The 12331-nt window shown below is 69.9% G+C and carries 14 protein-coding genes; 7 read left to right on the top strand and 7 right to left on the bottom strand.

The window, feature by feature from the left end; genetic code table 11:
- Positions 1-89: 89 nt before the first annotated feature.
- The 3 genes from ACWEMY_RS24430 to ACWEMY_RS24440 form a co-directional block, all read right to left on the bottom strand.
- Positions 90-869: a metallophosphoesterase gene (locus tag ACWEMY_RS24430; protein WP_375933942.1), complete on the bottom strand. Its 780-nt coding sequence runs from the start codon at positions 867-869 to the stop codon at positions 90-92.
- Between the two features lie 151 nt (positions 870-1020).
- Positions 1021-1788 (bottom strand): RluA family pseudouridine synthase, encoded by a 768-nt coding sequence (locus tag ACWEMY_RS24435; protein ID WP_452391916.1) that lies wholly within the window; start codon positions 1786-1788, stop codon positions 1021-1023.
- Positions 1789-1838: 50 nt separating this feature from the next.
- Positions 1839-2834: an adenylate/guanylate cyclase domain-containing protein gene (locus ACWEMY_RS24440; protein ID WP_375933948.1), complete on the bottom strand. Its 996-nt coding sequence runs from the start codon at positions 2832-2834 to the stop codon at positions 1839-1841.
- A 193-nt stretch (positions 2835-3027) separates the two neighbouring features.
- Between ACWEMY_RS24440 and ACWEMY_RS24445 the strand changes: the two genes are divergently transcribed.
- Entirely contained in the window at positions 3028-3885 is an 858-nt protein-coding gene (locus ACWEMY_RS24445; protein ID WP_452391887.1) for an imine reductase family protein, read from the top strand.
- On the opposite strand, the gene ACWEMY_RS24450 is transcribed toward ACWEMY_RS24445, so the two are convergent.
- Complete coding sequence (locus ACWEMY_RS24450; RefSeq protein WP_375933954.1) at positions 3882-4217, bottom strand: hypothetical protein; 336 nt, start codon at positions 4215-4217, stop codon at positions 3882-3884. The two genes, ACWEMY_RS24445 and ACWEMY_RS24450, sit on opposite strands and share 4 nt — an antisense overlap.
- 98 nt (positions 4218-4315) lie before the next feature.
- Here ACWEMY_RS24450 and ACWEMY_RS24455 point away from each other — a divergent pair, with 98 nt between their 5' ends.
- From ACWEMY_RS24455 to ACWEMY_RS24465, 3 genes are read left to right on the top strand one after another with little or no spacing between them, the layout of a single operon-like run.
- Complete coding sequence (locus tag ACWEMY_RS24455; protein ID WP_452391888.1) at positions 4316-4975, top strand: GAP family protein; 660 nt, start codon at positions 4316-4318, stop codon at positions 4973-4975.
- 11 nt (positions 4976-4986) lie between these two features.
- Positions 4987-6678, top strand: coding sequence for a SulP family inorganic anion transporter (locus ACWEMY_RS24460; RefSeq protein WP_452391889.1), 1692 nt, complete (start codon positions 4987-4989; stop codon positions 6676-6678).
- A 6-nt stretch (positions 6679-6684) separates the two neighbouring features.
- On the top strand, positions 6685-8490 hold the full coding sequence (locus ACWEMY_RS24465; protein WP_452391890.1) for an alkyl/aryl-sulfatase: 1806 nt from the start codon (positions 6685-6687) through the stop codon (positions 8488-8490).
- Here the strand turns inward: ACWEMY_RS24465 and ACWEMY_RS24470 are convergent.
- On the bottom strand, positions 8480-9595 hold the full coding sequence (locus tag ACWEMY_RS24470) for a Fic family protein (protein ID WP_452391891.1): 1116 nt from the start codon (positions 9593-9595) through the stop codon (positions 8480-8482). The genes ACWEMY_RS24465 and ACWEMY_RS24470 overlap by 11 nt on opposite strands.
- 158 nt (positions 9596-9753) lie before the next feature.
- On the opposite strand from ACWEMY_RS24470, the gene ACWEMY_RS24475 reads away from it, so the two are divergent.
- Positions 9754-10254: a pyridoxamine 5'-phosphate oxidase family protein gene (locus ACWEMY_RS24475; RefSeq protein ID WP_452391892.1), complete on the top strand. Its 501-nt coding sequence runs from the start codon at positions 9754-9756 to the stop codon at positions 10252-10254.
- Here ACWEMY_RS24475 and ACWEMY_RS24480 read toward each other — a convergent pair.
- Complete coding sequence (locus ACWEMY_RS24480; protein WP_452391893.1) at positions 10197-10949, bottom strand: MerR family transcriptional regulator; 753 nt, start codon at positions 10947-10949, stop codon at positions 10197-10199. The two genes, ACWEMY_RS24475 and ACWEMY_RS24480, sit on opposite strands and share 58 nt — an antisense overlap.
- A gap of 61 nt (positions 10950-11010) precedes the next feature.
- Between ACWEMY_RS24480 and ACWEMY_RS24485 the strand changes: the two genes are divergently transcribed.
- Together ACWEMY_RS24485 and ACWEMY_RS24490 are read left to right on the top strand one after the other, a co-directional pair.
- Positions 11011-11448 carry a DUF6194 family protein gene (locus ACWEMY_RS24485; RefSeq protein ID WP_452391894.1) on the top strand — a complete coding sequence of 146 codons (438 nt, stop codon included), beginning with the start codon at positions 11011-11013 and terminating at the stop codon, positions 11446-11448.
- A gap of 156 nt (positions 11449-11604) precedes the next feature.
- Positions 11605-11889, top strand: coding sequence for a hypothetical protein (locus ACWEMY_RS24490; protein WP_452391895.1), 285 nt, complete (start codon positions 11605-11607; stop codon positions 11887-11889).
- 10 nt (positions 11890-11899) lie between these two features.
- On the opposite strand, the gene ACWEMY_RS24495 is transcribed toward ACWEMY_RS24490, so the two are convergent.
- On the bottom strand, positions 11900-12331 hold the full coding sequence (locus ACWEMY_RS24495) for a hypothetical protein (RefSeq protein WP_452391896.1): 432 nt from the start codon (positions 12329-12331) through the stop codon (positions 11900-11902).

A 12331-nucleotide genomic window follows, 5' to 3' on the forward strand; every position in this document is an offset into this window, starting at 1 on the left:
GCAACGGCGCCTGACCGGCGACCCGGCCGCGACCGGCCACTTCGTGGCCGCCGCTCCTCGGGGTCGCGGGTGCGGGGCTGGGAGTGCGGTCAGGCCGGGGGTTCCGAGAGCCAGCCGCCCATCGCGACGGTGCGGAAATGGGTTGTCAGGCCGAAGGATTCGTCGATGACGTGCAGGGCGATGGCCGGGTCGGGGGCGTAGTCCATCACCCGGTGGGGCGGGGTCACCTCCCAGGTGCCGCCCAGGACCGAGGCGGTGCTGGGGCAGGTGATCATGGGTTTGCCCGCGAAGGTGGTGGCGATGGGGGAGTGGGCGTGGCCGGTGAGGGTGCCCACGATGCGCGGGTCCCCGGCGACCACGGCGGCCAGGCGGCCCGGATCGGCCAGCGCGATGACGTCCACGATGGGGCTGAACAGGGGCTTGGGCGGGTGGTGCAGGGCCAGCAGGACGGGGCCGTCGGCGGGGGCGTCGGCCAGGGCGGCGCGCAGCCAGTCGTAGGTGTCCTCGTCGAGGCGGCCGCTGGGTTCGCCGGGAATGCTGGAGTCGAGCATGAGCACGGTGAGCGGGCCGACGCGATGGGCGCTGTTGACGGGCGTGGTGGTGGCGGGTTCGCCGAGGAATTCCGCGCGCAGGGCGGCGCGGTCGTCGTGATTGCCGGGCAGCACGTGCACGGGGATCTCGGAGCGCAGGGCCAGGCGGGCTTGCGCGTACTGTTCGGGCTTGCCGGAATCGGTGAGGTCGCCGGTCACGAGGATGACGTCGGGCCTGCGCGGCAGCTCCGCGAGGTAGCCCATCACCGCCTCCACCCGTTCGGTGTTGCGTGTGCTGAGGTCGAAATGGGTGTCGCTGAGCTGAGCCGCCAGGATCATCGGCAGTCGCTTTCTTCTCTGGGATCGCTCCGTTGCGTCAGAGTGCGCCGGTATGACTCATCGGCACCCATCCAGGCTAGATGACCTGCGCTTATCCGTCTCCATGAGCCGCACCACCACCCGAAACCGGAGCCCCGGTCTGTGTCGCCGCTCACCCGCCGGGCGAGATTAGTCCGGCCGCCGTGCGCAGGAGTTCGGCACCCGCCGCGGGGTCGTCGGTGAGCGGTGCCCAGAAGTCGGGGCCGGGGGTGGCCTCGAGGGCGAGCACCGGAGGAGTCAGCCAGTCGGCGTCGAGGGTCAGGCGCCAGGAGTGCAGGTGGGTGCGGGGATGGGTGGCGGTGCGGTCGAACAGCGGGTCGCCGAGGATGGGGTGCCCGATCCAGGCCAGCTGGACGCGGATCTGGTGCCGTCGCCCGGTGACCGGCTCGACCGCCAGCAGGGCGTGCTCACCGTGGCGCGCGACGGTGACGAAGCGCGTGCGCGAGGGATAGTTCTTGGCGGGCAGCAGATCGGCCTCCTCGACGAACCAGCGGTCGCCCTCGCGCCGGATGGCCTCGCGCGGGGCGGCGACCCGCACCCGGTTCTTGCGCCCCACGCTCAGCGGCAGATCGATCTCGCCACGATCCGGCAGCTCCGCCCCCGACACGATCGCCAGATACCGCTTCTGCGCCGTCTGCTTGTTGAACTGCCTGGTCAGCTGCCCGTGCGCGGCCAGATCGGTCGCCAGCAGCACCAGCCCGGAGGTCACCTTGTCGATCCGGTGCACCGGATACAGCTGGGTCCCGGCCGCCTGCGCGAGCTCCACCAGGTCGGTGTCGTGCCGTTCCCCGGTCACCGAGATCCCCGCGGGCTTGTTCAGCGCGAGCACCGCGTCGTCGGCGAAGACCGTGCAGCGCTGCCGCACCCCGTCCCAATCCATGTCCACCCACATACCGTAGGCAACGGTGTCGTCGTGGCGCACCTCGCCGCTCATGCGGGGCGCAGGCGGTGGGGGCGCAGGCGGTTGAAGCCGCGGACGCGGACGCTGCGCAGATGGCGGATGGCGAACTCCGGGTCGCCCTCGAGGGCGGCCGCGGCGGCGTCGTCGATGAGGATGTTGCCGGGGCGGGCCACGCCGGTGAGCCGGGCGGCGATATTGACGACCGAGCCGTAGAGGTCGCCGAAGCGTTGCAGCACCTCGCCGTAGGCCAGGGCCACCCGCAGTTCGGGGGTGCCGCCGACCAGCATGGTCGACTCCTGGATGGCCAGGGCGATGCGCGCCGCGTCGACGGCGGTCTCGGCGGCGAACATCACCTCGTCGCCGACGTTCTTGATCACCCAGCCGCCGTTGTCGGTGATCGCCGCGGTGGTGGTGGACTCGAAAGCCTCCAGCAGCGTGGACAATTCGTCGGGATGCAGATGCCGGGTCAATCGGGTGAAACCGACCATGTCGGCGAACCCGACGGCCAGTGTGCGCAGCGAGCCCTCGGTGGTCGCCCCGCTCGCGTCCATGACCCGCGCGGCCGCGGCGGCCAGATGCCTGCGCCAGACATAGGTCTGCAACTGCTCCACGCCGGCCAGTGTCGATTCCGTTGCCGCCCTGACCCTTTCGTCGAGCGGGACGGCCGGGTCGGCGTCGGCCACCCGCGCCTTGATCTCGGCGACCACCAGGTCGGCCTGCCATTCGGCCAGCCGCGCCATGCCCTGACCGATGGTGCGCGCCGCGGCCGCCTGCTGGCGCAGACCCGAGGCGGCCACCACTTTCATGCCGCGGAAATTGGTGACGGCGGCGATGTCGAGTTCGGTGTAGTCGACCTGGTCGTCATCGGTGGCCGGGAAGCCCAGCGCGGTCCACAGCCGCCGCGACTCGGCCTCGGGCACTCCGGACCGCTCGCCCACCTGCGTGCGCGTGTAGGCCCGGGGTCCACCGAGCAACGCCTGGTCTAGCGTGCGCTGCACCAATTCGGTCATTTCGGCGTCCGACATACGCAAACTCTACGACTTCGGCCCGCCACCCCGGCGATCCTCGCACCGACCCTGGACACTTCACAGCCCGCCGACCTCGATCCTTACCCGGAGGTGGGCAACTCCCGCGCAAAGTGCGTACTTGTGGTGCCTGTCGCGCCGCGCCGAGACTCGTTCCAGCGGAGATCGCCGGATCCCGCGGATCGGAGTCGAGATGAGCAAGTCGGTCACCGTGCTCGGGACCGGATCGATGGGCAGCGCCCTGGCCCGCGCGCTGCTCGCGGCCGGATACCGCACCCACGTCTGGAATCGCACCGCACAGCGCACCGCGCCGCTGGCCGCCGCGGGCGCGACCGCGCACACCGCCATCGGCGACGCCGTGGCCGCGAGCACGCTGACCATCGCGGTGCCGACCACCTTCGAGGCCACCCGCGAACACCTGCCCGCCGACGCGCTAGCCGGTCGCGACATCATCACCCTCAACAGCGGAACCCCCTCCCAGGCACGGGAATTCGCCCGCTGGGCGCACTGCGGCGGGGCCCGCTATCTCGGCGGCGCGATCAAGAACGTCCCGGCGGCCGTGGGTGATCCGGACACGCCGCTGTACTTCGGGGGCGACCGGCAGGTGTTCGACGACCATCTCGAGACCCTGCGCGTGCTCGGTGGCGACCTCGAATTCCTCGGTCCCGCACCCGATCTCGCGGCGCTCTACGAGTCGGCCGTCGGCGCCACCCTGCTTCCCGCCCTGCTCGGCTTCGTGGAGGGTGCGGCGGTGCTGGCCGCGCGCGGGCTCCCCGCCCACAGCATGGTCGAGCACTCGGTGAAATGGCTGCGGATGATCGAGTCGATCCTGCCGGTGCTGGCCGAGGAGATCGACAGCGCGGACTACACCCGGCTCGGGTCCTCGATCGAGCTGTTCCACACGGCCGTCGAATCCGAGGTCGAGCTCGCCGCCGAATCGGGCGTCGACATGTCCTGGCACGCCCCGATCCACGACCTGCTGCGACGCGCGGTCGCGGCAGGCCGTGGCGAACAGAGCGTCACCGCGCTGTTCGAGCTGATCAGGGCCTAGCGCAGCACGCTGTAGGTGGCCGCCAGGACGAAGCCGTGCTCACCGACCTCGCAGCTCACCGTCCCCTGGTAGCCGACGCCACAGGTGGTGTTCTCCAGCGTGATCCGGTGCCCCTCCGGCAGCACCTGGGCGTCCGGATGGGTGAAGGTCGGCTCCTCGGCGGCGACGAAATGCGCCGCCTCGACGATGCCCACCCGCACCTGGTTGGTCCCCTCGGGTGCGTCGATCGGCACCGCGTCGCAGCCCGACGGGCCGTTGTTCCAGTAGATGGCGCAGTGGCGCCCGTCGGGGGTGGTGAAGAAGACGGTGCCCGCGTGTTCGGGGCCGGGCACCTGGAAGTCGACGGGGTCCAGCGGGGTGTAGTCGTTCGCACGGATCTCACCCGCAACGTGTGACGCGCGAATGCCCGGCCGCTCCTACCGTGAGCCGCATGGGCTCAGTCATCGGTGATCTGCTGCCGCTCGCAGTCGGTGTGGCGATCTCGCCCATCCCGATCGTCGCGGCCATTCTCATGATCCTGTCGAAGAACGCGGGCGGTGCGGCGAAGGGGTTCGCGGCCGGGTGGGTCGGCGGCATCCTCGCGGTGACCGTGGTGGTGACGCTGCTCGCGGGCCTGCTCGGCGACTCGACCGACAAGCAGCCGTCGGCCGCGGCGTCCTGGATCAAGATCGTGCTGGGCGTGCTGCTGATCGCGCTGGCCGCCGAGCAGTGGAGTTCGCGCGCCGACACCGAGGTCCCCGGCTGGATGCAGGCCATCGACACCCTCACCGTCGTCAAGGCGGCGGGTCTGGGCGCGGTGCTCTCGGCGGTGAACCCCAAGAACCTGCTGCTGTGCGTCTCGGCGGGCGTGGCCATCGGCGCGGGTGGGCTGAGCGCGGGCGGCGAGATCGTCGCGATCGTGGTGTTCACCCTGCTCGGCTCGGCCAGCGTGCTCGCGGTGGTCATCGGCTACGCGCTCGCCGCCGACCGGCTCGGGCCCACGCTCGACTCGGCGCGGCAGTGGTTGCAGGCCAACAACCACGCCGTGATGGCGATCGTGCTGCTGGTGATGGGCGCGGTCGTGGTCGGCAAGGGCCTCGGCGGGCTCTGAAGGGAGTTCGGGTGAAATCGCTACCGGTCTTCGAGTCCTTGCAGGGGTATCGGCGCGCCTGGATCAGGCCGGACGTGGTCGCCGGGCTCACGGTGTGGGCGGTCATGGTGCCCGAGGCGCTGGCGTATGCCTCGATCGCCGGGGTGCCGCCGGTCGTCGGTCTCTACGCGGCGGTGCCGGCGCTGGTCCTCTACGCGCTGGCGGGCAGTTCACGGCACCTGGTGGTGGGGCCGATGTCGGCGACGGCGGCGCTCTCGGCCGCGATCATCACCCCGCTGGCCGGTGCCGACGCCGGACGCTACCTCGCCCTGTCCACGGCACTGGCCGTGGCCACCGGCATCGCGGGCCTGCTGGCCGGGCTGATCCGGCTCGGTTTCATCGCCGCGTTCATCTCCGAACCGGTGCTCAAGGGTTTCATCGTCGGCCTGGCGCTGACGATCATCATCGGCCAGGTGCCCAAGCTGTTCGGCGTGCACAAGCATGAGGGCAACTTCTTCGAACAGACCTGGGGACTGCTGGGGAATCTCGGCGACACCCAGTGGCGCACACTGCTGATCGGCCTGCTCAGCCTGGCGATCGTGCTCGGCGTGAAACGCTGGCTGCCGCTGGTGCCCGGTTCGCTGCTGGCCGTGGTGTTCGGCATCGTCGCGGTGCAGCTGTTCGGGCTCGACGACAAGGGCGTCGCCATCGTCGGGCACATCGACGCGGGCCTGCCCGCGCTCGGCCTGCCGGGCGGCGTCGGCTTCCACGACTACCTCGACCTGCTCGGACCGGCCGTCGGCGTACTCGTGATCGGCTTCGCCGAGGGGCTCGGCGCGGCGAAAACCTATGCGGCCAAGTCGGGTTACACCATCGACGCCAACAGGGAGCTGTTCGGGCTCGGCGCGGCGAATCTGGGGTCCGGGCTGGCCTCGGGCATGGTGGTCAACGGCTCCCTGTCCAAGACCGCGGTCAACGGTGGGGCGGGCGCGAAGACCCAGGTCAGCGGGCTCGTCGTCGCGGCACTCACGGTACTGACCCTGCTGTTCCTCACCGGCCTGTTCGAGAAGCTGCCCGAGGCCACCCTGGCCGCGGTGGTGATCGCGGCGGTGATCGAACTGGTCGACATCGCCGCCCTGCGCCGCCTCTACCGGGTGTGGAGCCAGCTGCTGGGCAGCATCTACGGGCGCGCCGCCCGCGCCGACTTCCTCGCCGCCATGGCCGCGATGTTCGGAGTGCTGCTGTTCGACACCCTGCCCGGGTTGCTCATCGGTGTGGGCGTGTCGGTGCTGCTGCTGGTCTATCGCGCCTCGCAGCCGCACGTGGCCGCGCTCGCGAAACAGGGCTCGGTCTGGGTGGACACCGCCCGCCATCCCGAGCTCACCGCGCGCCCCGACCTGCTGGTGCTCCGCGTCGAATCCGGGCTGTTCTTCGCCAATTCCGGCTACGTGCGCGACCGTATCGAGAGTCTGTGCACCGACTCGACCCGCCTGGTCGTCCTCGACGCGGAGACCTCACCCTCCCTCGACGTCACCGCCGCCGAAATGCTGCTCGACCTCCGCAACGCTTTGGCCCACAAACGAATCGACTTCCGCATCGCCCGCTCGGTAGCCCAGTTCGGCGACGCCCTCGGCTCCGCCGAAGCCGGCGACACCCCCATCGGCATCTACCCGACCGTCGCCGCCGCGACCGCCGACCTCCCCACCCCACCACTGAGGAGCTGACGTCCGATGGCATTGGACTACGACGATCGCACCGATTTCGAGAACGCCGACCGCGGCTTCCTCGCGACACTGACCCCGATGCGCATCACCAAGGCCGACGGCACCGTCGTGTTCGACACCTCCGCCTACGGCTTCCTCGACGGACCCTGCCCCGACACCGTGAACCCGAGCCTGTTCCGGCAGGCCCAGCTGGTCGTGAAGAACGGCCTCTACCAGGTCACCGAGGGGATCTACCAGATCCGCGGGTTCGACATCTCCAATATGACCATCGTCGAGGGCGACACGGGCATCATCGTCATCGACCCGCTCATCTCCGCCGAATGCGCCGCGGCGGGACTGAAGCTGTACCGCGAGCATCGCAGCGACCGGCCGGTCACCGGCGTGATCTACACCCACTCACACGGCGACCACTTCGGCGGTGTCGAAGGCGTGCTACCCGACGGCCGTGGTGACGTGCCGATCCTGGCGCCGCGGGGATTCATGGCCGAGGCGGTCTCGGAGAACGTCTACGCGGGCGTGGCGATGACCCGGCGGGGCACCTACATGTACGGCATGGGGATGACACCGGGACCGGAGGGCCAGTGCAGCACCGGCCTCGGCATTCAGACCTCCACCGGTACCTTCGGGCTGATCCCGCCCACGGTCGACATCACCCACACCGGTCAACAGGAGACCGTCGACGGAGTGTCGATCGTCTTCCAGATGACACCGGGCACCGAGGCGCCCGCCGAGATGAACTTCTACTTCCCGCAGCGCCGGGCGTTGTGTCTGGCCGAGAACGCCACTCACAATCTGCACAACCTCTTGACGTTGCGTGGCGCGCAGGTCCGTGACCCCCGGATCTGGTCGCACTACATCGACGAGGCGATCGAGATGTTCGCCATCGACGCCGATGTCGCCTTCGCCTCGCACCACTGGCCCACCTGGGGCACCGACAACATCCGCGCGTACCTGTCGGTGCAGCGCGACCTCTACATGTACCTGCACGATCAGACACTGCGGCTGCTCAACAACGGACAGACCGGCGTCGAGATCGCCGAGGAGATCGAACTGCCGCCCGGCCTGGCCGACGCGTGGAGCGCGCGCGGCTACTACGGTTCGGTCAGCCACAACATCAAGGCGGTCTACCAGCGCTACCTCGGCTGGTACGACGGCAACCCGAGCTCGCTGTGGCAGCGTCCACCCGTGGATCTCGCGGTGCGCTACGTCGAGACGATCGGCGGACTCGACGCGGTGATCGACAAGGCCGAGGAATACGCCGCCAAGGGTGATCTGAGGTTCGCCGCCGAACTGCTCAAGCACGCGGTGTTCGCCGAGCCACAGAGCACCGTGGCGAAGGAAGCGCTGGCGAAGACCTATCAGCGGCTCGGGTTCGGTGCCGAGAACGCCACCTGGCGCTGCATCTATCTGACCGGTGCGAACGAACTACGCGACGGAATCCAGCCGACCGCGCTGAATCTGGGCGGCGGGATGGCGGCCGCGCTCTCGGTCGAGCAGGTCTTCGACACCCTCGCCATCCGCGTGAACGGCCCACGCGCCGCGCAGGATTCCTTCCGCATCGAATGGCACTTCACCGACCTGGACACCGTCATGCGCCTGACCCTGTCCAACGGCGTCCTGATCCGCACCGTCGACCCCCGCTCGAAGGCCGACCTCACCCTCACCCTCACCCTCACCAAACCCCAGCTCCTGGGCATCCTTGCGGGCAAGGGCCTCGACGGCGTCGACCACACCGGCGACCCCACCGTCCTCCAGCGCCTCTTCGCCCTCCTCGACACCCCCGACCCCAACTTCCCGATCGTCACCCCGTGACGAGCTCATAGGACGTACTCCGCCCCCCGGCCGCCGACCGGCGCAGGACCCCGAGCTCGACGAGCTCGTTGATATCGCGCAGTGCGGTGTCCTGCGACGACTTGGTGAGGATCGCCCATTTACGGGTGGTGAGTTTGCCGTCGAAGCCGTCGAGCAGCCGGTTGAGCACGATGATCTGGCGGCTGTTGAGGACCGCCCGATCCCAACGTCGCCAGAATCGGGCCTTCTCGAGCACGCTGTCGACGTTCTCCTCCGCAGCCGCGATGGCGCGCCGCACCGTCTCGAGAAACCAGGCCAGCCAGCCGGTCACATCCAGGGTGCCCTTCTGCGTGCGTTCCAGAATGTCGTAGTAGGCCTTGCGATCTCGCTGGATCTGCGCGGACACACTGTAGAAGCGCCGCGGGCTGCGGTCGGCGCGCGCCAGGGCGAGATCGCCGAGAGCCCTTGCGATACGGCCGTTTCCGTCGTCGAAGGGATGCAGCGTGACGAACCACAGGTGCGCCAGCCCGGCTTTCACGATGGGATGATCCGGTGTCGCCGTGTCGAACCACTCCATGAACCGGTTCATTTCCGTATCGAGCCGATCCGCGGGCGGTGCCTCGAAGTGGACGCGTTGCCGCCCGTACGGGCCGGAGATCACCTCCATCGGCCCGGTCTCGTCGGTACGCCAGCCGCCGACCCGCACGCGGGTGATCCCCGAATATCCGGTGGGGAACAGCCCGGCATGCCAGCCGAACAGCCGCTCGTCGCTGATCGGTAGATCGTGGTGGATCGTCGCGTCGAGGATCATGTCGACCACGCCGTCCACCCGCCGGTCGGCGGGAATGGTCGCGCCGATGTCGACGCCCAGTCTCCGCGCGATCGAGGAGCGCACCGACGCGACATCGAGCAACTCGCCCTCGATCTCGCTCGTTTTCACCACGTCGGCGGTGAGCGCGGCGAGCCCTGCCTGGTCCCGGATCTCCGCCGGGGTGTCGGTGAGCCTGCCCAGCAACTTGCCCTGCGCATGCGCGACGTCGGCGAGCGGGATCGCCAGCCGCGCGGCGTCGTATCGCAGCACGGGCCACTCCGGGTCCTCCCAGATGTAGCGCCATCGCCGGTCCATGCGGTGATTGTACGTCCTATTCACCGCAAATCCTGCGGTGAATAGGACGCTGTGCGCCGCGTTTCCCTGGTCGGGGGTGGGTTGCGGAATTCGGGTTCGGTGGGGGTGAGGGGTCGGTAGGGTCGGCCGCAGGTGGTTCGGAGTGGAAGGTGGCAGGCGTGGGAGTCAATCAGCGGGCGGCGGTGCAGATGAGCGCGGAGGAGATCGCGCGGTTTCTGGACCGGAGCCGGGTGCTCACGTTGGCCACGCTCGACAAGGACGGCAAACCGCATCTCACCGCGATGTGGTTCGGGCACATCGACGGGGTGATCTACTTCGAGACCAAGGCCAAGTCGCAGAAGGCGGTGAACCTGCGTCGCGACCCCACCATCACCTGCATGGCCGAAGCCGGCGACACCTACGACCAGCTGCGCGGCGTCGCGATCGAGGGCACCGCGAGCCTGCTCGAGGACACCACCGCCGACGAGTACTGGAAAGCGGCCGTCGACATCTACGAACGCTATGTCGGCCCGTACAGCCCCGAGGTGCACCCGTTCGTCGAGGCGATGATGAACAAGCGCATCGTGGTGCGCGTGGAGCCGAACCGGGTCCGCTCCTGGGATCACCGCAAGCTGGGCCTGCCCGCCATGCCGCTGTCGGGCAGCACCGCCGAGGACTGAATCACCGCGTGCAGCGCGGCGGCCCCCGCCACCAGTGCCAGTGAACGCGCGGTGATCGCCGAGTCCCTGGCCGCCAGCGCCCCGGACAGGTCGCCGGAACCCCCGGCCCGCAACAACTCCGGCAGCACCGCGCGCAGCTGCGGGATGCGATACCCGGCCCGGCGCAGCTGGTGCACGATCCGCGCGTCGCGCACCTGCGCGGGGGAGTAGCGCCGGGCGGTGCCCTCCCGGTCCGGCACCACGAGACCGCTGGCCTCCCAATGCCGTAACGCCGACGCTCGGACCCCGAGTGCCCCGGCCAGCTCGGAGATCGTCATCGAATCCGAGCGCCGCACCTCGACGATCGCCTCGCCCGACACCGCCGCCGCGGCCCGCACGGCCAGCTCGAGATCCGCCCGCTCGGTGTGCAGACGCGCGTGCGCAGCATCGAGCGCGGCCAGCGCCTCGCCCGTGCGCCCGGTGTGCACCGCCCTCAGGATCGCCCCCGCCGCACCCGGACTCGCCCCCGCCGCCAGCGCCCGGTAGGCCAGCGCCGAGCGCAGGTGCACCTCGCGATAGATCCGATGTCCACCGGCCGTGCGCCCGGCCGCGGGCAGCACGCCCGCGCGTTCGAGATCGCGCACCTGCTGCGTGGAGTACCCGGCCGCGCGCGCCACATCGACGGTGCGCCCGACCGGCGAGTTGAGGTTGTCCACGCGAAACCCCCGGATATCGGTGCCGAAGTCCACACAAGCACTTCAATGCGACGCTCGAACCATGACGATAACCGACATCATCGACTACGTCCGCGGCCTCGGCGGCGTGCTCGTCCTCAGCCCGGCCGAGGGCAGCGCCCACCCGGAGATCAGCTGGGGCGACACCTTCTTCTACTACGCCCCCGACGGCGAGGTCCCCACCACCACCCAGCCCTTCGCCACCATCGTCACCAAGAACTACCCGGGCGACGAACTGTCGCGGCTGGACCGCCCGGGCGCCTACCGCGTCAATATCGCCGCGGGCAAACAGGCCCTCCGCGACCACACCACCGCCGATACCGACCCGAGCGTCCCCGACACGGTCCACGCCCACCCGCTCTATGCCGCCGCGGGCTGGCTCGCCGTCGTCGACCCGGCCGAGCGCACCGCCGACACCCTCCGCGAACTCCTGCGCACCGCCCACGAACGCGCCCGTCAGCGCTACGAGCGGCGGGCATGACAGGCTGCTCGCGGTGGCACACCTGGTCGCTGAGAAGTTGCTGATGTCGGTCTCGGCGTCAGTCGGATCACGGTGCGGCGTGGCAGAGAGCGGGAAGGGGTACCTTTCGGTTACCAGTTCAACAGGGTGTCCGCGTGGTAACCGGAAGGGGTAGCCATGTCCGTCGAGCATCGTTTGCTGGGTGCCGGAGTTCAACCTGTGCGACGGGCCCGCTCGGCGGGCTTCTCGCTCGGCCCCGTCGAACTGATCACCGGCGGTATGGTGCTGACCGCGGCCGGGCTGGCCATGGTCGGCCCGCTGATCGCCGCCGCGCTGATCCGCCGCAACGGCGCGGGGGTGGCCGCCGCCACCACCCCGCTGATCCTGCTGGCGATCGCCGTCGTCGCGGCCCTGTCGGTGGGAGTGGCGATGTTCGTCGCCGCCTACCGCCGCTCGCGGTGAACGCGGCCCGTCAGGCGCCCGCCAGCAGCGCGATGCCGCCGACGAGCAGGGCGAGGGTCTTCACCGCCTCCAGGCCGATGTAGACGAAGTGTCCGTGCGAGCGGGGCGCGTCCAGACCGGCCAGCACCGCGTCGCTGCGGCGGGTCAGCCGGGGCCGCACCGCGATCAGCTGGACCGCCAGCGCGAGCACGGCCGTCCCCAGGGCGGCGAGGGCGGTCGTGCCGGGCGGGTCGAGCGCCAGCGTCGCGATCACGATCGCGGCCCACAGGGTCTCGAACCCGTTGAGCGCGCGGAACACCAGACGTCCGATCCCCAGCCCGATCGCGAGGGTGACCTGCGGCGCGCGGAACTTCAGCGGTGCCTCGAGGAACGAGATGGCCACGACCATGCCGAGCCAGACGAACACGACGGCGATGGCGACTGCCGATGCGGTACTGCTCAT

This window comes from Nocardia sp. NPDC004415 (genome assembly GCF_053602435.1).